23 protein-coding genes are annotated in these 19,384 nt (G+C 62.1%); 6 read left to right on the forward strand and 17 right to left on the reverse strand.

The window, feature by feature from the left end; genetic code table 11:
- Positions 1–49 precede the first annotated feature (49 nt).
- A complete protein-coding gene (locus P9220_RS18730) occupies positions 50–415 on the reverse strand; it encodes a hypothetical protein (protein WP_309766647.1) in 366 nt (121 codons plus the stop codon).
- Between the two features lie 256 nt (positions 416–671).
- Between P9220_RS18730 and P9220_RS18735 the strand changes: the two genes are divergently transcribed.
- On the forward strand, positions 672–842 hold the full coding sequence (locus P9220_RS18735; protein ID WP_309766648.1) for a DUF3563 family protein: 171 nt from the start codon (positions 672–674) through the stop codon (positions 840–842).
- Between the two features lie 35 nt (positions 843–877).
- Here the strand turns inward: P9220_RS18735 and P9220_RS18740 are convergent, their stop codons facing one another.
- The gene (locus tag P9220_RS18740; RefSeq protein WP_309766650.1) at positions 878–1,561 is read right to left on the reverse strand and encodes a response regulator transcription factor; all 684 of its coding nucleotides are present in this window, start codon (positions 1,559–1,561) and stop codon (positions 878–880) included.
- Between the two features lie 111 nt (positions 1,562–1,672).
- Positions 1,673–3,028 carry an ATP-binding protein gene (locus P9220_RS18745; protein ID WP_309766651.1) on the reverse strand — a complete coding sequence of 452 codons (1,356 nt, stop codon included), beginning with the start codon at positions 3,026–3,028 and terminating at the stop codon, positions 1,673–1,675.
- 132 nt (positions 3,029–3,160) lie between these two features.
- Between P9220_RS18745 and P9220_RS18750 the strand changes: the two genes are divergently transcribed.
- Positions 3,161–4,738, forward strand: a complete 1,578-nt coding sequence (locus P9220_RS18750; protein WP_309766835.1) for an MDR family MFS transporter — start codon at positions 3,161–3,163, stop codon at positions 4,736–4,738.
- Here P9220_RS18750 and P9220_RS18755 read toward each other — a convergent pair.
- From P9220_RS18755 to P9220_RS18765, 3 genes are all read right to left on the reverse strand, one after another.
- Positions 4,723–4,959 carry a hypothetical protein gene (locus P9220_RS18755; RefSeq protein ID WP_309766652.1) on the reverse strand — a complete coding sequence of 79 codons (237 nt, stop codon included), beginning with the start codon at positions 4,957–4,959 and terminating at the stop codon, positions 4,723–4,725. The two genes, P9220_RS18750 and P9220_RS18755, sit on opposite strands and share 16 nt — an antisense overlap.
- A gap of 197 nt (positions 4,960–5,156) precedes the next feature.
- Positions 5,157–6,233 (reverse strand): FUSC family protein, encoded by a 1,077-nt coding sequence (locus P9220_RS18760; RefSeq protein ID WP_309766653.1) that lies wholly within the window; start codon positions 6,231–6,233, stop codon positions 5,157–5,159.
- Positions 6,234–6,272: 39 nt separating this feature from the next.
- Positions 6,273–7,199 carry a LysR family transcriptional regulator gene (locus P9220_RS18765; RefSeq protein WP_309766654.1) on the reverse strand — a complete coding sequence of 309 codons (927 nt, stop codon included), beginning with the start codon at positions 7,197–7,199 and terminating at the stop codon, positions 6,273–6,275.
- Positions 7,200–7,315: 116 nt separating this feature from the next.
- On the opposite strand from P9220_RS18765, the gene P9220_RS18770 reads away from it, so the two are divergent.
- A complete protein-coding gene (locus P9220_RS18770; RefSeq protein ID WP_309766655.1) occupies positions 7,316–7,750 on the forward strand; it encodes a VOC family protein in 435 nt (144 codons plus the stop codon).
- An 85-nt stretch (positions 7,751–7,835) separates the two neighbouring features.
- Here P9220_RS18770 and P9220_RS18775 read toward each other — a convergent pair whose 3' ends face one another.
- From P9220_RS18775 to P9220_RS18785, 3 genes are all read right to left on the reverse strand, one after another.
- Complete coding sequence (locus P9220_RS18775; RefSeq protein WP_309766656.1) at positions 7,836–8,123, reverse strand: hypothetical protein; 288 nt, start codon at positions 8,121–8,123, stop codon at positions 7,836–7,838.
- Between the two features lie 205 nt (positions 8,124–8,328).
- Positions 8,329–9,693, reverse strand: a complete 1,365-nt coding sequence (locus P9220_RS18780; RefSeq protein ID WP_309766657.1) for an MFS transporter — start codon at positions 9,691–9,693, stop codon at positions 8,329–8,331.
- A 151-nt stretch (positions 9,694–9,844) separates the two neighbouring features.
- Entirely contained in the window at positions 9,845–11,005 is a 1,161-nt protein-coding gene (locus P9220_RS18785; protein ID WP_309766659.1) for an alpha-D-ribose 1-methylphosphonate 5-triphosphate diphosphatase, read from the reverse strand.
- Between the two features lie 70 nt (positions 11,006–11,075).
- On the opposite strand from P9220_RS18785, the gene P9220_RS18790 reads away from it, so the two are divergent.
- Genes P9220_RS18790 through P9220_RS18800 form a run of 3 tightly spaced genes read left to right on the forward strand, consistent with a single transcriptional unit; the run spans position 11,076 to position 13,135 of the window.
- Positions 11,076–11,795, forward strand: a complete 720-nt coding sequence (locus P9220_RS18790; RefSeq protein ID WP_309766661.1) for a DUF1045 domain-containing protein — start codon at positions 11,076–11,078, stop codon at positions 11,793–11,795.
- Positions 11,792–12,379: a phosphonate metabolism protein/1,5-bisphosphokinase (PRPP-forming) PhnN gene (gene phnN, locus P9220_RS18795; protein ID WP_309766663.1), complete on the forward strand. Its 588-nt coding sequence runs from the start codon at positions 11,792–11,794 to the stop codon at positions 12,377–12,379. Before P9220_RS18790 ends, phnN begins: the two co-directional genes overlap by 4 nt.
- A gap of 9 nt (positions 12,380–12,388) precedes the next feature.
- Positions 12,389–13,135 (forward strand): Pr6Pr family membrane protein, encoded by a 747-nt coding sequence (locus P9220_RS18800; protein ID WP_309766665.1) that lies wholly within the window; start codon positions 12,389–12,391, stop codon positions 13,133–13,135.
- A 5-nt stretch (positions 13,136–13,140) separates the two neighbouring features.
- Here the strand turns inward: P9220_RS18800 and P9220_RS18805 are convergent, their stop codons facing one another.
- From P9220_RS18805 to P9220_RS18840, 8 genes are read right to left on the reverse strand one after another with little or no spacing between them, the layout of a single operon-like run.
- Positions 13,141–13,449, reverse strand: a complete 309-nt coding sequence (locus tag P9220_RS18805; RefSeq protein WP_309766666.1) for an EthD family reductase — start codon at positions 13,447–13,449, stop codon at positions 13,141–13,143.
- 22 nt (positions 13,450–13,471) lie between these two features.
- Positions 13,472–14,389, reverse strand: a complete 918-nt coding sequence (locus P9220_RS18810) for an MBL fold metallo-hydrolase (protein WP_309766667.1) — start codon at positions 14,387–14,389, stop codon at positions 13,472–13,474.
- The gene (locus tag P9220_RS18815; protein WP_309766668.1) at positions 14,386–15,231 is read right to left on the reverse strand and encodes a quinoprotein dehydrogenase-associated SoxYZ-like carrier; all 846 of its coding nucleotides are present in this window, start codon (positions 15,229–15,231) and stop codon (positions 14,386–14,388) included. Before P9220_RS18815 ends, P9220_RS18810 begins: the two co-directional genes overlap by 4 nt.
- 17 nt (positions 15,232–15,248) lie before the next feature.
- The gene (locus tag P9220_RS18820) at positions 15,249–16,130 is read right to left on the reverse strand and encodes a quinoprotein relay system zinc metallohydrolase 2 (protein ID WP_309766669.1); all 882 of its coding nucleotides are present in this window, start codon (positions 16,128–16,130) and stop codon (positions 15,249–15,251) included.
- A 44-nt stretch (positions 16,131–16,174) separates the two neighbouring features.
- On the reverse strand, positions 16,175–17,149 hold the full coding sequence (locus P9220_RS18825) for a LysR substrate-binding domain-containing protein (RefSeq protein ID WP_309766671.1): 975 nt from the start codon (positions 17,147–17,149) through the stop codon (positions 16,175–16,177).
- A gap of 24 nt (positions 17,150–17,173) precedes the next feature.
- A complete protein-coding gene (locus tag P9220_RS18830; protein WP_309766673.1) occupies positions 17,174–17,944 on the reverse strand; it encodes a hypothetical protein in 771 nt (256 codons plus the stop codon).
- On the reverse strand, positions 17,941–18,858 hold the full coding sequence (locus P9220_RS18835; protein WP_309766674.1) for a substrate-binding domain-containing protein: 918 nt from the start codon (positions 18,856–18,858) through the stop codon (positions 17,941–17,943). Before P9220_RS18835 ends, P9220_RS18830 begins: the two co-directional genes overlap by 4 nt.
- 42 nt (positions 18,859–18,900) lie before the next feature.
- Positions 18,901–19,284 (reverse strand): c-type cytochrome, encoded by a 384-nt coding sequence (locus tag P9220_RS18840; RefSeq protein WP_404980286.1) that lies wholly within the window; start codon positions 19,282–19,284, stop codon positions 18,901–18,903.
- Positions 19,285–19,384: the final 100 nt, after the last annotated feature.

The following is a 19,384-nucleotide window of genomic DNA, read 5'->3' on the forward strand; positions in this document are numbered from 1 at the left end:
GGCCTACTGTACATTCATACAGTGATTTTCGCCAGTGCGTCGATTGGGCCTATTCCGGCGTGCGCTTTTCCGCGAGCGCGCGGCGGCAGTCGTCGAAGACCTGCCTCACGACGTCCGACTGATAGTTGAGGTCTTCGCTATCGAGGATTTCTTCGACGGCGTCGCGCGCCCAGTCGGCTTCGAGCATCGCGCAATGACGCGTCGCAAGATCGCGGGCAATGGCCGCAAGTTTCGCGACGGTCAGCCAGTCCGCGAACCGCTGATGCCGGTCGAGCCACTTATGAGCCGCCTGCACGTGGAATGACGCCGCCGGCCAGTCGCCATTCAGATAAAACGCGCCCAGGCTGCCGCACGTGAGCCAGCAAAGCAGTTCGACGCGATCGCGGGCACTAAGAGTACGAGGGACATCGTTCATGGCGGCAGTTCACGAAAGACGTTTCGACGAGAGGCGCTGAAGCACGCGCTTACGTTCCGTATTGAAACAAGATAGCACGTGATGGTGCGCCGCGGCAGTGCTCCGATAAAACGACATCGTGCGCTGACGAACGCTTTCGTCTGCCTCATTAACGGCTAATTCGTGAAGCCTAAGCTGCCTTGCATCGACGACTGCTTCCAGGCTCGCCTAGGAGGAGCGTCGTGTCCTTAGTGGCTCAAAGATAACGGAGTTCATCATGTTCCAACGCCTCTACAAGTCCCTCGGCGATTTCATGTGCAGTCGCCGCGACGCCGGGACAGACACCTATTTCGCTTCATCGATCGATATCGCGGAGTTGGAGCGCCGCATGCGTCATGTCGAGCAGGAAGCGCCCAGCTACACACTGCCTTTTTTTGCGGCTCAGTGAGATCGCGTGACGATGCGGCTTCCTTTTAACGCGCGCTATTTGGCGACGTCGCGGCCGCTTTGGCCGAGCATGACGGTCCAGCCAAGACCGCGCACGTTGCGAATGACGCCTGCGCCAAATTTCTTGCGCACGGAATGAATGAGCACGTCCACCGCGTTGCTCTCGACTTCCTTGCCCCAGCCGTAGAGACGATCTTCGAGCTGATCGCGCGAAAAGATGGTGCCGGGGCGTTCCATCAACGCGTGCATCAACGCGAATTCACGCGCCGACAACACGCCGGATGTCTCGCCGCAGGTCAGCGTTCGCTGGTCGAGATTGAGATTGATGGAATCGTCGCCCAGACGCGAGACTGCGTAGCCCGCTTTCCTGCGCAATACCGCACGAATTCGCGCGAGCAGTTCGGGCATGTCGAAGGGCTTGAGCAGATAGTCGTCCGCGCCGAGGTCGAGACCTTGCACGCGCGTGTCGAGATCGTCGCGTGCCGTGAGAATCAGCACAGGCGTTGCGTTGCCGGCCGTGCGCGCCTGTCGCAGCAATTCAATCCCGGTCATGCCCGGCAAGCCGAGATCGAGCAGCGCCACGGTGTACTCGGCGGCGTCCATCGCCTTGCGGCCCGCGTTGCCGTCGCGCACCCAGTCGACTGCGTAATCCGCGTCTTTCAACGCGCGCATCAGACTCGTGCCGATCTGCACGTCGTCTTCGATCAGAAAAATTCGCATGTTGCACCTTGCATGATGCAGTGGGCAAACGTCGAGGCGCGAGGCGATGCAAAAGCACGACCGGTCGTGGGCGCTCATCGCGGCGGGTGGCGAATGAATTGTAGTCGGCGCTCAGGCGCTTGCGGCATTGCTTTGCTTAGGCAAATCGCCGGCGCTTTCATCGACGGCAAAAGCGATTGCCGCGACAATGCCCGACCGCCCGTCGTCGCGATTGCGCAAAGTGACTTCGCCGCCGTAACGAAGCGCGATGGCCTTGACGATGGAAAGCCCCAGCCCGCTGCCCTCGACATCCGCATTCGCGCGGAAAAATCGGTCGAATACCCGCGGCAATAAATCCTCCACGATGCCCGGACCCGTGTCGACAACCTCGACCCACACCTTGCCTTCATCGCGACGCATGCGCACATCGATGGTCCCGCCATCGGGCGTATAGCGCACGGCATTGGACAAGAGATTCATCACCGCGATGCAAACATCCGCTTCGACTGCGCGCACGTAGGTACTCACCACTTCTTCCGCGCCCACATCGAGGCTGCGCTCAAACGCAATCGGCAGCACATCCGCGATGGCGTCCTTGATGACGGTAGAAAGATCCACGCGCGCCAATGCGTCGTCGTTCAAGGGCGCATCCGCGCGTGCGAGCCTCAACAGTTGCGCGATGAGACTGCCGCTGCGCGCAATGCCGCGCCTCAATTCGCGGAACCGCTCCTGATTGCCGGGTGCGATATGCGGCGCGAGATTGTCTGCCTGCAGCTGCAGCGCGGTAAGCGGCGTGCGCAATTCATGCGCGGCGTCCGCGATAAATTTGCGTTCGCTTTCGATCGACTTCGCGAGCCGCTCGATCATCGTATTGATGGACCGGATGAACGGCGCGATTTCGGCAGGCACGCCGACGGTCGGCAGCGGAGCGAGATGCCCCGCGTCGATGCCCCGCACTTCGCCGCCGAGGCGATTGAGTTCGCGTAACGAGCGCTGCACCACGAGCACGACGGCTATCCACATCAGCGGCAACAGCACGGCAATGGGCCACAGCGTTCGGGTGGCGTTCTCTTCCGCCAGCGCGCGGCGCACCGCCGAGCGCTGCGCGACCTGGATCGTCATGGTCGGTTCTGCACGCGTAAAGATGCGCCAGTCTTCGCCGTTGAAGGTGGCGTCGGAGAAACCCGGCTGCGCGTCGGGCGAGAAGCGTAGCGATGGATCCGTCGTGCGAAACGGCGCATCCCGACCCGGCTTCCAGAGCACGACGACGACATCGCGATCATCCTGCGATCCGCGCGCGGGATTCTTCGGAAGGCTTTCCGCAAAGCCGTCGCGCATGCGCGCGGCTACTTGTTCGAGGCGCAGATCGAGCAGCGCGTTGATGCCGGCCTTGCTCAGGTGATATGAACTCACGCCCTGCACGATGCCGATCGCGGTGACGAGCAAGCCGAGCGCGACGACCAATTGATTTCTTAGCGATTTGATCATGTCCTTGCACTGCGCGATTGAGTGGGTTCGTCGATCAATACACTAAAGCAGCGTTTCGCCCGCCGGGATACCATGACGCTTCCCTTAGCGGCGAATCTCGCGCAATGCCGCTGCATCTCGATCGACCGACACATGCCGCCGCCCAAGCAAACCACTCGCCCTCTCGTCATTGCCGCCGTCATGGCGTCGATGGCGATGGTCGCTATCGAAGCGACCATCGTCTCCACCGCCATGCCGCAGATCGCCACGCAACTCGGCGGACTCAATCTGTATAGCTGGGTGTTCTCGTCGTTTCTTCTCACACAGACGGCGCTGACTGTCGTCTTTGGCAAGCTGGCGGATCTTTATGGCCGCAAGCCCGCAATACTCGCCGGCATCGCCATTTTTCTGATCGGCTCGGTGCTCGCGGGCTTTGCATCGTCGATGCCCGCGATGATCGTCTTCCGTCTCATACAGGGCGTCGGTGCGGGCGCGATCCTGCCGGTCGCGCTCACCGTCGTCGGCGATCTCTATCCGGCGCGAGAGCGCGGCAAGGTGCAAGGTTATCTCGCCAGCGTCTGGGCCGTGTCCGCCGTGCTCGGTCCAATGGTCGGCGGGCTGCTCATTCGTCACTTCTCGTGGGCGTGGATCTTCTGGATCAACGTGCCGATCGGTCTGCTCGCAGCCTTGCTCTTCGTTATGTTCCTGCACGAAGCGCAACGCCACGAGCGTCCCGCCATCGATCTCGCGGGCGCATGTCTTTTCACGGCGGCCGTGGCTTCGCTGATGATGGCGCTTACCGATGCGGGCAGTGCAGATCATGCGCGTGTCGGCGTGGAAGTCGCGGTGTTCATCGTCGCCAGCGTGCTATTCGTGCTGCAGGAGCGACGCGCCGCCGATCCGATGATCTCGTTCGGCCTCTGGGCGCATCGCCCGATTGCAGCCGGTAATGCAGCGACCCTCCTCGCCGGCATGGCGTTGATGGGCCTCACCACGTTCCTGCCGATGTACGTGCAAGGCGTGATGCATCGCTCGCCGGTCGAGGCGGGCCTCACGCTGACGATGATGATGGTCGGATGGCCGAGTGGCGCGACGTTCACATCGCGCACGTTCACTCGCATCGGGCTGCGGCGTCTGCTTGTCGGCGGCACGGTGTTCATTCCGCTCGGCGCGATTCCGTTCGTCTTGCTGACGCCACAAGCGAGTCCGGTTCTGGCTGGTCTCGGCTCCGCAGTCATGGGCTTCGGCATGGGCGTGTTGAGCGTGTCGTGCCTGATCCTCATTCAGGAAATCGTCACGCTGTCGGAACGCGGCAGCGCGACTGCATCGAACCTGTTCGCGCGCAATCTCGGCAATACGCTCGGCGCCGCTATATTCGGCGCGGTGCAAAACTACGGGCTGACGCACGCGAGCGGCTTGCCGTCAGTCAGCGCGGATCAATTGAAGCAATTGCTGACGGCCGTGCCGGGCAGTTTCGCAACGAATACGGAGATTCGCCTTGCGCTGCATCACGCGCTCCATCTGACTTTCATGTCGATGTTGATCATTGCGATCGGCGCCGTGATATCGATGCTCTTAATGCCGGCCGTCGAAATCGGCCGTGCGCGCGAGACTGTCGAAACGGTCGGCGCTGAGGAAGGCAAGCGTGGGAAAGACATATCGGCATCGACGCATGACATCACTCTGGCGCCGATGCCTCTTGAGCTTTCGACCGCTCAATCCTGCGCCTGAATGAGCGGGCTGTCCTGCTTGTCTTTCGACGCGGTTTCATCGTTATTGCGCTGTGGCGCGGCTTCATCGGCGGCAATGGTTTGCATGTTCATGCCCTGCTGCGACGCCGGCGCGCCGGTCGAGGGCTTGTAATGCGGTGCGGGACCATAGCCGCTTGCAAGCGCATAAGTCGCGGCAAGCGAAGCTGCAACAAAGACAACGCCACTGAGTTTGCTCGTCATGATCGTGCTCCTGAGGGTTTCGCAGATCCACTTCATCGGCCTCATTGCACGGGTTCAGCAAGCGACCTTCCGAAATGTGCACGCAGTCTACGTGCGTGCTTTCCCGTTGAAATCCCCACAGAAGCGTGGATAAGAATGGGCGGGCGGGCCTTGAATGAAGTCCTTTGCACGTTGCGGCGCCTTGAGGCCGAAGCACGCTAATGCAACGTTCTTAGAGGAAATACGAGCCGCGCGGATATAAGTCCTAAGGCGCCGCCGAGCAGCGTCTCCCACGCGCGCGCTGCGAGCAGCGGCACCGAATGCACGCCGCTCGCCGCAAGCGTCACGATGAGCGCAAACGCGAATGCGCCGCAAGCGATGTCATAGCGGTCCGGCAAGGCCATTGCATAGACGATCATTGCAAGCGCGGCCATCGTCCAGACGACGAGTGGAGCGTGCTCGGCGAGCGGCAAGCAGACGAGGCCAATGGGCACGCCGATCAACGTTCCATAGATGCGCCGCCGCACACGTTCTGTCGTGCCCACGGCCGATGTCGCGACCACATACACGCATGCAGTGATCGCCCATGCGGATTCCGTCAGCCCGAACGCAGCATTGAGCAGCACCACGGCAAGCGCGCCGCTTGCGGCTTGCAGGCCCATTGCGAAGGCAGGCGATATCACGCGTTCGCCGTAGGCCGTCTCCGAAGCGAGCGCCGGCAAGACAACGGGCCGCTCGGCCGGTCCACTAAGAAGGCGCGGCACGATAGCGGCGATCATCGCGATGAACAATGCAAGCGCGATGGCCCAGGCATCCGTAAGCGCCAGATTCATCGCGAAGGCCACGAGCTGGCCGATATAGATTTGCGATCCGATGCCCGCACCTGTTATGCCGAAGCGCTTGAAATAGCCCACGCAGAACGCGCCCGTCACCAGAATCCACTCCGCGCCGCCGCCCCCGGGATCGCGAAACAGCGCGACAAGTAACGCGAATGTCAGCGCACCGAGTGCGGCGGCTGCGCAAAGTATCGTCAGGTCGCGGCTCGATTTCGCGCGCGACGTTCGCGCTTCGGACACGCTTGCCCAAAGCGCGAACGTTGCCGCAAGCGTGCCGACCGATACGCTCGCCGGCACCTCGCGCGTGACGTCATGCAATGCGCCGATGGCCGCCGCGAGACCGTAGGCCGTCACGAGACGCAAGCCTTTGATGCGTCGATGCGTACCGGGGTCGATACCGTCGAGCCAGGTGCTCATAGCAGTGATAAGACGCACGCCCCGCAGTTGCCCGTCGTTCATTGCAATTCACCTCGGATAGGAACCGGCCTGCATCGCATTCTAGGCGGTCTTTTTGCGGGTCCTGCGTATGTTTCCGGTCGATGAAGAAGCGCGCGCACCCTGCGCCGCCGCTTGCACGATGCAGTCGGCGAGGCGCGTCGCCGCATCGTCGCGAAGGCGCCGCGTACGCTCGACGAGGCCGATCTCGCGATAGAACGTATCGTCGCCGAGATCGAGGGCAACCACGCCGCGCGGCCATGCGCCGATGCCTGCGGATTTCGGCGCCAACGCCACGCCCATTCCGCGCGCGACGAGCTGCGCAATCCCCTGCAGTTCGTCGACCTCGATTGCATCATGCACATCGATGCGCTTCTTGCGCAGAAACAGTTCCACCTGCCGCCCGCCGAACGAGCGACGGTCATAGCGAATGAACGACTGAGTTTCGATCAGCTCGCGCCAGGACTTCTTTTTATACGCACTCGGCGCGAGCAGGACAAATGGCTCCGCAACGAGCGTGCGCCATTGCAACTCGGACGGCAAAGAGAAAGGCGGACGAATGATCACGGCCATGTCCGTTTCGCCGGCATCGACCTGCGCGAGCAGATTGAGCGATACACCCGGCACGATGCGAATGCGCCATGCAGGCAACGTGCGACGGAACATGGCGATCGCATCGGGCAAGAGGACCGCATGCGCCGATGCGATCGTGCCCACGCCGAGCGTTCCTCCGCGTCCATCGTCGCCTTCGGGTTCTGCAAGCCGCGCGTAGAGCGCAATGAGTTCATCGGCAAGTTCAAGCGTTCGACGGCCCGCATTGTTGAGCGTGGCGGAACGGCCGGTGCGATCGAATAGCGCGAAGCCGAGATGCGCTTCCAGCCGCTGCATCTGCGCGCTGACCGCCGATTGAGTCAGACCGATATGCGCGCCCGCCCCCGCAAAGGTGCCGTGGCGCGCCACCGCGATGAAAGTCCTGAGTTCGCGCAGCATGTCCGATTGATCGATTTTCTTTGAGCTGACTCCCGGAATATATCGTTTTTCAGCACGATTTTTTATCAATAGAATCGGAGCCCTCTTTCTCCCAAGCCAGGACAAGGATCAATAACATGAGCACCCCGCAAGACGTCATGCCGCCGTTTCATCTCGCGTTTCCGGTTCATAGCCTCGCCGCCGCGCGCGAGTTCTATGGCGATCTGCTCGGCTGCCCCGAAGGACGCAGTTCGGATGATTGGGTCGATTTCAACTTCTATGGGCATCAGATCGTCGCGCATCTCGCGCCTGACGAAGTGGGACATCGCGCGACCAGCGCCGTCGATGGCGATGCCGTTCCGGTGCGCCATTTCGGCGTCGTGCTGTCGATTCCTCAGTGGGAAGCGCTTGCTGAAAAGCTGAAGGCTGCGGGTACGCGCTTCATCATCGAGCCCCATGTTCGCTTCAAGGGCGAAGTCGGCGAGCAGGCGACGATGTTCTTTCTCGACCCCTCGGGCAATGCTGTCGAGGTCAAGGCCTTTGCGAACATGGCATCGCTGTTTGCGAAATGAACGCTTGCGACGTTGCATGAACGCGCCAGGAAAAAGAACGGGACGCCTGGAAGCGTCCCGCTTTTTACATCAGCTGCGCCAAGGCTTACTGACCGGAGCCGCTCGCGCTGACCGGTGCGCCCGGGCCGCTAGGCGTTGCGGTGCCGCCAGGCGCGGTGGAAGGGCCGGTCTTCATCGATGACGAATGACTGCCGCTGTGCGACTTCTTCGAATGCGTCGACTTGTGCGAGCCGCCCGAGCCTTGCGTCGTGGTTTGCGCATTGTCGCCGGCTTGCAGGCCCGTAGCGGAACTCGGCGGGTTGTCCTGTGCGAATGCCGATGCACAGACGAGAGCGAATGCGCCAGCAGCGCACGAGAGAGCGATACGTTTCATGTCCAATGACTCCTGTTAGCGGTTGCAAATGCGATTCGTGCATTGTTCTGCATGCTGAGCCGCGCGCATGACACACGGCGGCTCGTCGCATTCCGGTCAGGAGCACGGGACGTGCCACGGTCTGACGAATCGATGACGGCTAAAAAGAAAACGCCTCGTGTGGTCTTGCCACGCGAGGCGTCGTCACATCATCGGCTGAAAAAACTTAGTGTCCGACTGGCCCCGTGGCCTTGAGATCGCCCGAGGTCTTTGCTTGCGGATGCGCCGCCTGCTTGATCAGCAGCGCCACCGCCGAAATGAGGCCCGCCACTGCAATCACAGCGAAAATGCCGCCGAACGTGAAGTGCAGGCGCGTCAGTTCCGCGACGAGGAACGATCCCGCGATACCGCCGAAGCGGCCGATGCCCAGCATCCATGCGACGCCCGTGCCGCGGCCTTGCGTCGGGTAGAACGCTGCAGCCAACGCGGGCATCGACGATTGCGCCGTGTTCATGAGCACGCCCGCAAGGAAGACGACCAGCACCAGCAAGCCGACATTGCCCGCCGCCTGTCCGATGCAATACACGCTCACTGCGGTCAACGCATAGCAGGCCGCGATGATGCGGTTCGCATTGAACTTGTCCATCAGCACGCCGAGCAACACCGCGCCCACGCCGCCGAGCGGAAACAATGCGGAGATCAGCGTCGCGCGTTGCGGGTTCAGACCGGATTCCTTGAGGAGAATCGGCATCCAGTTGATCGATGCATAGAAGATCACGAGGCCCATGAAATAGGCGAGCCAGAGCATGACCGAGCCGACGATATACGAACGCGACAGCACGACGCTCATGCCGCTTTGCCCTTGCACCGTCGGTGCGGCTTCGGTCATGAAGAACGAGCCGGCGTTGCGCGCATCCTGGGAAATGCGTGCAAGCGTCGCGCGGATTTTTTCGACGGGCCTGGCCTTCGCCACCATGTAACGCACCGATTCGGGCAGCGCGAGCAGCAACAGCACCGACAGCACCAGCGGAGCGACGCCGCCGAGGAACAGCACGCTGCGCCAGCCGAAGTGCGGGATCATCCATGCCGCGAGGAAGCCGCCGAAAGCCGCGCCCAAAGGAAAGCCGCAGAACATCAGATTGATGAGCGTGGCGCGCCTGTTGTCGGGGCAAAACTCACTCATCATCGTGACCGCGTTGGGCATTGCAGCGCCAAGGCCGAGGCCCGTGACGAAGCGCAGCACCGTGAGTTGCGTGATGTCCGCCGAATAGGCCGACGCAAAGCACGCGACGCCGAAGAGAATGACCGATGAAAGCAGCATCAGCCGGCGACCGAGCCGATCCGATAGCGGCCCGGAAAGCAGCGCGCCCGCTGCGAGGCCGAATAGCGCCGCGCTCAGCACCGGCGCGAGCGCGGGCCGGCTGATATGCCATTCCGTCACGAGCGACGGTGCGATAAAGCCGATCGCGGCCGTATCGAAGCCATCCAGGAGGACGATCACGAAGCACATCCCGAAGATGAGCCACTGAAACGGCGAGAACGGATGCTCGTTGATGAACGTCTGGACGTTCACGCTAGGACTTCTGCTCACTTCATTCCCTTTACGTAGAGAGGCAATAGATGTTCGCCAAGATGTTCGTTACGCGAACAGCGATTCACATAGCGAACTATGCGATTCGCGTGAGAGTACGCAACAACGAATGCATCCGCAACGCGGGGATACCCGGAAATGACAATGATCTTCAGCAGATGCGCGAGCCGGCGCGATAGGTCTCACGCGGCACGACGAGTCCTTGCGCCCGTGCGACGCGCACGAAATCCGCACGCAGGCCCATTGCAATGGCGCCGCGGTCGCGAAGCCCCGCTGCGTGCGCAGGCGCCCATGAAACAGCCGATACCGCGCGCGGCAGAGTCCAGCCCGCGTCATCGACGAGATCGAACACTGCGATGAGCAAGCTCGACGGCACGTAATCGGAAGACAGAATGTCGAGCAGCCCTTCGCGCGCGAGTTCCATCGCCGATACGTTGCCCGAGTGCGATCCGCCGCGCACGATATTCGGCGCACCCATGATCGTCGCGATGCCGTGAGCGCGTGCCGCGCGCGCCGCTTCGAGCGTCGTCGGGAATTCGGCGAGCGCGATGCCGTCGCGCACGGCTTCTTCGACGTGCTCGACGAGCGTATCGTCGTGGCTCGCGAGCGGTATGTTCAGCCGATTGCACCGCGCGACGATCTGCCTGCGATGCTCCGCTGCATAGCGCACCTGTTGTGCGGACCACTGCTCGAGCGCGGCTTGCGCGTGCGCGTCGCTCCACTTGCCATGACGCTCCTGAAACGCGCGCCACTTCTCGTGGTCCTGCCACTGACGCTGACCCGGTGTGTGGTCCATCACCGACGCGAGCCTGAAAAGCGGGTGCGCGCTGAGCGAATCGAATACTTCGACGACATCCGTCGTGCCGACTTCGCAGCGCAGGTGCAGCAGATGTTCCGCACGCAAGAGTCCGCTTTCGGCCAGCTTGCCGATGGCTTGCGCGCACTCGACCTGCACCGCGCGGCCGCGCAACGCGTCGTCGGGACGCGAGCCCACGCCGAGCGCATCGAATACGGTCGTAATGCCCGCCGACGCCACCTGCGCGTCATGCACGATGATGGCCGCTTCGTGATTCCATAGCACGCCGGGACGCGGCGCGAGATGCTTTTCGATGTTGTCCGTATGCAGTTCGACCAGCCCCGGCAGCAGATAGTCGCCGTTCCAGTCGATCGCATCGCGCGCCGCCGTGTTGCCCGTCGCAATGTCGGCGATACATCCGTCTTCGATGCGCATGACGCCCGTGAAAGCTTCATCGCGTGTGACGATCCGCGCGTTCCTGATCAGCATGTCCGTAGAGTTCCGTTGCGCTTGCATTGTTGTTCGGCGTGAGTGAATGGCGGCCGCCTGAGCATTACAATCGGACCAGCATAGTCAGGCGACGCATATGACAGTCACATCTGAATCGAATGATAAAGCGGCGGAGCGCATTGCACGCGTCGCGCTGTATTACTCGCCGCCTGCATCGTCGGCATGGTGGCGTGAAGGCTGCGAATGGCTCGGCCGAGATGCCGAAAGCGGGCGCGAGAATCCAGCGAGCAGCCACGCGTGGACGCATTCGCCGCGTCGCTATGGCTGGCACGCGACCATCGTGGCGCCGTTTCATCCGGCTGCGGGTGTTGCATGGGCGGACGTGCTTGCGGCTGCGCGTGCGTGGGCCAGCGAGGTTCGTGGCTTCGATATGCCGGTGCGCGTCGCGCAGATGAATGGCTTCATGGCGCTGCGCGCCGCGAACGACGAAGACGACGCACGCACGAGAGCCATTGCGGCCAGCGCGCTGCAAGCGTTTGCATCGTTGCGGGCGGAGCCCTCGGTCGAAAGCATCGAGCGGCGCATTCACACGGGCATGAGCGCTCGTCAGATTGCGCTGCTGCGGGAATGGGGCTATCCCTATGTGCTCGATGAATACCGCTTCCACATGACCCTCTCCGATTCCCTCGACGATACGAACGCGCGCGCGTCGATCGAGTCGCACTGGGCGCAGCGCATCGGGCAACTCGGGCCGCTTCCCGTTCGAGGCGCGGCGTTGTTCATCGAACGGGAACCGGGCGCGCCGTTCATGCTGTGGCAGCGCGTGCCCTTTAAGACCGCACAGGACGAAGCATGAGACAGCTCGACAGCGCAGGACTGATCTATGTGATGGGCCCATCGGGCGCGGGCAAGGACGCGTTGCTCGCATTTGCGCGCGAGCGCGTCGGTGCAAGCGCGATGTTCGCGCACCGCTATATCACGCGTGCTTTCGGCGATGGCGAGAATCACATCGCGCTGACCCACGATGAATTCGCATCGCGCGCGGAACACGGCCTCTTCGCGATGCATTGGGAAAGCCTCGGCTTGCGCTATGGCGTCGGCATCGAACTCGATGCGTGGCTCGCACGCGGGGTGCCGGTCGTCGTGAACGGCTCGCGACAGCATGCGCTTGCGGCACTTGCACGTTATCCCGATGCGCGCTTCGTTCATATCGATGCCGCCCCCGCCGTGCTGGCGGCGCGGCTCGCGCGACGCGGACGTGAAGACGCGCGACAGATCGAAGCACGCCTTCTGCGCAAGCCCTCACTCGAGTTGCCTGCCGAGGCGCGCATCGTACGCATCGACAATTCGGGCCTGCTTGCGGAGGCCGGCTCTCGTTTCTTGGGCGTCGTCGAAGAAGCCGCACGGCAGCGCCCGGCACGGCATCTCACGCGCCGATAGAATGGGCGAATGCCCAAGCCACCCATGAACTCGCCGCGGCACGAGCACGCCTTGCCGCTTCATACGCCCAGTACCGCATCGCTCGCCACGGCGGCCGCCATCGCGATGATCGCCTGGCTCGCCATCGCAGCGCAGACGGATTTGAGCATCGCGCGTTCGCTCGGTCGCGGCCTGACCGTGATCGGCGGCCTCGCGCGCATGAGCAGCTATCTGACGAATCTGACCGTGCTGCTCACGGCACTGTGCTTCACATGCGTCGCGACGCGTGCGAATGCGCCCATCGCGCGCTTCTTTCGTCAGCCGCCCGTTGTGACTGCGGTCGTCGTGTATATCGTGTTCGTCGGCATCGCCTATAACACCCTGCTGCGTTTCTGGTGGACGCCGTCGGGGTATCGCGCGCTCGTGAACGAGGCGCTGCATACGGTCGTGCCCTTGCTTGCCGCGCTTTACTGGTTCCTGTTCGTGCCGCGCTTCCATCTTTCATGGCGGCGATGCGCGCTGTGGCTCGTTTATCCGCTGTGTTATCTGTTCATCACACTATGGCGCGGCAGTTCGTCGGCGTTCTATCCGTACTGGTTCATCAACGTTGCAGAGCTGGGCTACGAACGCGTCTTCTTTAATGCGACGCTGCTTGTCGTCGCCTTCCTCGTGTTGATGAGCGTGTTTCTCGTCATCAATCACCGGCGTGAGGACTTGAGCGTGCCCGACCCGGAGGCGGAATCCGACGACATGGCCGACTCGGGCGCACAGCGATGATTTGCTCAGGCGTCTTTCGTATCGAACATCAGCAAGTCGACGCCGGCCTGTGCGAAATTCCCGAGGTCCGCAGCGGTCGCCTGGCCTTCGGGCGATGCAAGCGCGGACCGGATCGCATCGAGCGAATCGAATTCGAGCAGCGCGACGAGGTGATACGGCGATTCGCCTTGCGGCAACGCAATCGGCCCGTTACTCACCTGATAGCTTCTTAGCCCAGGCATTTTTTTAGCAAGCGGCGCGTGCGTCGACGTGTAATAGGCGTCGAAGGCTTCGTTGTCGGACGGGGTCTTGTACAGGGCTACGAGCTGGGCCATCGTTGTCTCCTCACGTTGATGTTCATTGCTTTTCCAACTGCAGATAAAGGCGTTGCACGTTCTGCGGCTGCGCTATCGCATAGAGCTTATAGCCGCTGAAATCCGGCGTCTGTATCGAATGCATTGCATCGGTGAGACCGACGCCGTCCTTATAGGCGCGCTTCACCGACGCATCCAGTTGACGCAGATAGACCCCTGTTTGCATGATGTCGTCGCCTCCGAGCGGAGGCCCGAATGCGGGCACGACAGTCCTGAGATCGAGCGCGCGTACATTCTCGAGTGCGCCGAGCCAGCCCGGAATCTGCTCGTTGCGCAGTTCAGGGATGCGTCCATTGGAGACGAGACTGCCCGCGAACAACACGCCCGTCTGCGTATCGAGCACCGCGAGATCGCCCGGCGTGCTTGCTGGGCCGAAATGCAGCAATTGCAGCTTGCGTCCGCCGCTTTCCATCTCCGTCGTGCCATCGATTGTGCGGTCGGGCACCGTCACGCGAGAGCCGGCCATCTCGTCTTCGCCAAGCGTCTTGCGCAAGTTCGCAAGACAGATGGCGCATCGCTCGCGAATCAATTGCGCCGTGCGAACGTGAGAGAGTATGGGCACGCCCCGGTCGCGAAACGCCGCCGCGCCGAACACGAACTCCGGCGCCTGATGCGTGATGATGACGAGCCTGACCGGCAAGGGCGTGACTTTGCGGATGGCTTCGATCATCGCGCGGCCATAGCGATACGACGGCCCGGTATCGATCACCGTTACGCCGTTCGTTCCCACGATGAAGCCGTTGTTTGCAACGACGCCATGATTCGCAGGCGCAACCGCATCGCCCGTACCGATGAACGCGTACACGCCCGGTGCAATGGCCACCGGCGCGGGCATGCCGGCCAGCGCGGCCATCGCCAGATGAGCGAACGCAAACAGCACCAGAGCAATCGCGGCCCTCATTTCATGGCCGACGTTTGAGGACCCGATTGCGCATCGATTGCGACGGCGCTCTCGAACGTCTTGTTTTTTGTATCCTCGATATGCGCCTTCAATTCGCCATTTCCTTCCGGCAGGAAATAGAAGCGGAAATTCGGGTTCTCGCTGATCGAGAAGTTGACGTTCGCGGTCATCACCGGCTTGCCGGCATACGTGATAGCCACCTTGCGTATGAAATAGGCGGTCGCGTAGTTTCGCGTGATCTGGTTCATCGCCATGCCGGTTCGATTAGGGTGCCGAACCATCACTTGCGCAAGCTCGGGCTTTCCGCCTGCGGGCTTGCCTTTGGCTTGAAGACGCACGGCGCCCGCTGCGCGTTCGGCGGCGTCGTCGTCTTTGTCGGCGGGGGCGGAGCAGCCACCCGATGCCTTCACGAAACGCACGGCGCTATAGAGATGGCCGTCGTTGGTTTCGGCTATCGCGCGCATGAACGTGTAGTCTTCGACGCGAACACGCGTTTCGATGCTCGCGAGACCCGACTCGGGCGTGAATTCGAACGAGCCCGCATACGGCTCCGGATTCTCGTCGATGAAGAGATAGACCTTGCTGATGTAACGCGCCGGTGTCTGCGGGAACTGCGCGTTGATCGCAATGGGCACGACAGCCGCGTCTGCTGCGCGCGCCGGTGCATCCAGCTTGATGACCGCGTCGCCACGCGAATCGATCGTGCGGCCCTTGAAGGCGCCCTCCCTGAAGTCGAGCCAGCGCGCGACCTTGTCGGGATCGTCGTCGGGCGATGCAGCTTGCGATACGCACGGCGCGAGCGATGCCAGCAAAGCCGTGGACACTGCGATGCGCTTCATCATGATGTCCTCCTGTGCCGCTACTTCTCCCACTCGAGCTCCGCATAGGCCGCCGTCACGTTGCGGCGATGATAGACCTCGTACAGCAGCCACTTGTCGCGCTGATCGACGCCTACCGTGTCCACGGCCTGCTGAATGGTGTTGCCTCGTTTAATGGCAGCGCGCACATCGCGCGCCAGTTCCGCGAGGTACTGCTCTTGCGCTTCGATGGACTCGGGCCACGGCGCATCCAGCGGACCATGTCCCGGCACCACATGGCGCGGATTCATCTGCTTAATGCGGGCGATATCGTCGAGCCAGCCGGTGACGCTGCCATCCACCACCGGTATGCATCGGACGAAAAGCAGATCGCCGAGCCATAGCGTTCCGCTCCTCTCATCGTATACCGTGATGTCGTTGTTGGTATGCGCTGTTTTCCATGTTTGCAGCGTCAACGTGCGGTCGCCGAGATCGAGCGTGATGCCGGTATCGACCGTCAGCGTCGGCGCGATGATCTCGCTGCCGTCGGCCGCCGCCCCGAGTTCGCGCTTTAGCGCACGGAGATAATTGTCCGCGCGCGCCGCCTCTGCTTGCGCGAGCTTTGCGCTGCCGACGAATTGCGGATGATCGTCTTTGAACGCCGCATTGCCGAAGATGTGGTCCGGATGCATGTGCGTATTGATGACATAGCAAACGGGCAGCGGCGTGACCGCGCGAATCGCGGCGCGAAGCTGGCGGCCTTCGGCAAGCGTGCCGCCCGTGTCCACCACCGCGACACAACGTGCACCGACGATGAATCCCACGTTGGCGATATCGCCGCCATTAGCGGGGGTCGCCACATCGTCGTCACCGCGATGCACATAATTCCCCGGTGCGATCGGCTGCACCGCGAATGGCGGAGCGGCATACGTCTTCATCGACATGCATAGCGCGAACAAAACAAGGGCGCGCACTGTCGGCGATACGGTCATCGAATGCTTTCCGCATCGGCAAGACGCTTTGGACGCATAAGGCCGAACTCCGCATACTCGCGCTCGAGAAACGACTCCGCATGTTCGAGCAGGAAACGTCGAAACGCGAGACACGTCGGCGACAATTGCTTCGAACGCGAATGCACGAGTTGCCATGTTCTCTCGACCGGCGTGCCGTTCACATCGAGCACCGCAATTTCGCCCGTGCGCAGTTCGAGCGCCAGCGTGTGCAGCGAAATCAGGCTCACGCCCATGCCCGCCATGACAGCCTGTTTGATGGTCTCGTTGCTTCCGAGCGTCACGCTGCGCGTCGGCACGAACAGATTCTGCCGAAACACATGCTCGGCAACGGCGCGCGTGCCGGACCCCGGTTCGCGCAGCAGAAAGGTATCGCTGGCGAGTTCCTGCAGGTCGAAGCGTCGCGCATGCCGCAACGGATGCGAGAGCGGCGCGACGATTACATGCGGATGCCATGCAAGCGGCTCCGCCGTCGTCCCGAGTTCGGGCGGCGGCCGCCCCATGATGGCAAGATCGGTCGCGTTGTCTTGCAGAAGCCTGAGCAATGTCTCACGGTTGCCGACCGAAAAATGCACATCGACATTCGGGTATTCCCGTGAATAGAGCGCGAGCAGCTTCGGCGCGAAATACGTAGCCGAACTGACGATGCTCACCGCGATCGATCCGCTATCGGCTTGCCTGAGCGACATCATCGCGTCTTCCGCGTCCTTGATTTCACCGAGGATGCGGCTCGCATGATGCTGCAGCCTCTCGCCCGCTTCGGTCAGCGCGAGCCTGCGCGCAACGCGCTCGAATAACGGCAAGCCCACGACGTCCTCGAGTTGCTTGATCTGCATCGATACGGCCGGCTGCGTCAGATGCAGTTCTTCGGCGGCACGCGCGAAGCTCGGGCAGCGCGTCGTGATCACGAAGATCTGAAGCTGACGCAGCGTGAGGGAACGGACGAAGTTCATGCGCGGGTCGCTGCATCGAACCGGTCAGCGGCTCGCGCGCGGCGCGTTTCCCGTCTTGACGGGCGCACCTGCAGGCGGCGGAGAGATGTTCTTGAGCGCACCCTGAAACGCGATGGTCTCCTTCTGCAACGGATGCGCGAAATCGTTGCCCGCGCCGGGCACTTCCGTTCGAATGAGAACCACGCTGCCGGGCACGTCATCCGAAACGACGAACGTGTAGCGCTTGCCGATGTATTGCGCAAAGCGGTCAGCATTCGGATCGTTGAGGTAAGGCTGAATCACGATCTGCCGCGCGTTCACGTTCTTGCCGTTCTTGAGGCCGAGCGTCTCGCCGGAGACTGGCATGATCGCGGGGCCAGCGGCGAGCGCGAGGCGTACGCGCTGCTGAAAATAGCGCTTCTGTCCGCCCGTCAATTGCTGCATCTCCGCGATGTCGTGCTCGAGAAAATAGATGATGACCGGATTGCATGGCAGGCCGCCCGGCACGTCGACATTGCCCGTGCGATCCGTCAGCCGCGCATCGTTCTTTGCATTGCCGGGGCTCATCACGAGCACGCGCACCGTGTCGCTGACCTTCGCAGGCGGACCGGAATAGTCGACGGCGTAATCGAGCTCCGTCATCGCATCGACGCCGGTCATATGCGGCTGCATGAAAAGCATGCGCTCGGCCGGCGCGATATCGGGACTTGGCGCGGACGCGGGCGGCGCATCGGCGGCGAGTGCATTCGTCGCCGCACCGGCAGCCACGGCCCACGCCGCGAGCAGCGCGCGAAGTGTTGCATGCGCGCCCTTCATTGCACTTGTGCCGGTTGCATCGGCTGCAGCGGCAGCAAGGGGACCTGGTAGCCCGTCAGTATCTGATCGATCTTCGGTTGATTGGAAGCGATCCAGTTATCGACCTTATCGCGCCAGGCTTTTTCGCCATAGCGCACGCCCATTGAAATTTCGAAATCGAAACGAATGCCCGGCTGCGGCGGAAAGGCCACGAGCCGCACCTTGTTGTCCGAGCGATTCACGAAATAGCCTGCGATGGGGCCCCAGACGAAGGCGGCATCGACATTGCCGCGAGTGAGATCGCGCTCGATCATCTCGCCGGGAAAAGCCTCGGGATCGCCGCTTTGCCCCTGATACGACACAGCCTGATCGATGAGGTTATTTCTTAGCAGCCAGTCCACTGCCGGGCTCTTGACGAATATCCCGAGCTTCATTTTCCTGAGTTGATCGGGCGGCAAGTTGACGAGGTCCGCGGGCGTCTTGATGCTTTCGTACTCGGGCCGGTTCGGAAGCACCATCGCGTAGGTGGAATGGAGATAGGGCCGCGTCGTCGCGGTAAGCTCATAGCCCTTGGGCACGCCGATGATCAGATCGCACTTGAAGCGTTCCGTATCGGGCACCTTCTGGCGCAGCGTATTGCGCACGAAACCCATGCGTTGCGGAAAGTACGTGTATTCGAGCTTGTAGCCGAAGTCACTCGCCATCTGGCTCGCGATCTTGTTCTCGTAGCCCTCGCCCTTGTCATTCGAGAGCGGCATGTTGTTGGGATCGGCGCATACGCGCAAGACACCATCGGCGCCGTCGTTGTTCGGCAGATCGGGCGGCGGAGCGCCCGCGCCCTGTGCAAGCGCGGCATGTGCGGCAAGCGCCGCAAAACATGCGGTCACTAACCGCAACGATCGGAACAATGCGCCGCTGGCATGACGGTGATGCATGAAGCCTCCGGGAGTGAACGCGGTCATCGAACGTCGACGTGCTTACTTCGCATCTATCGCATGCAAGTCGCCCGGATTGATCTTGCCGTCTGAACGTCCCTTCAGATACGCGTACAGGTTCTCCCAATTCTTTTGCATCATCTGGCTTGCGCTGAAGTCGGGCATACCCTTATCCACGCGCCCGCCGAATACGGTTCGATGAAATTCATTCTTGTCGAGCGTCTTCAATGCATCGACCAGTGAGGGGCCGACCATGCCTTCCTGCTTTGCGCCGTGACAGCGTTCGCATGCAAGCGCGCGCCATGTACGCCAGCCTTGCAGCGTATCGTTGTCGACCTTGTTGCCGTCGACGACCTTGTACGCCACCGGCTTCACCTGCCCCGGATCGGTCTCGGCAGACGAAACGGACGACGCAGCGAGCGCCATCGAAAGCAACAAAAGTGATCGGCCTTTCATGCGCTTGTCTCCTTGAATATGATTTGTGCGCGGCGGCGCGTCTTGCCGCCGCGCTTTACCACTCTTGCGC

Origin of the sequence: Caballeronia sp. LZ016, assembly GCF_031450805.1 — a bacterium.
GTDB lineage: Bacteria > Pseudomonadota > Gammaproteobacteria > Burkholderiales > Burkholderiaceae > Caballeronia.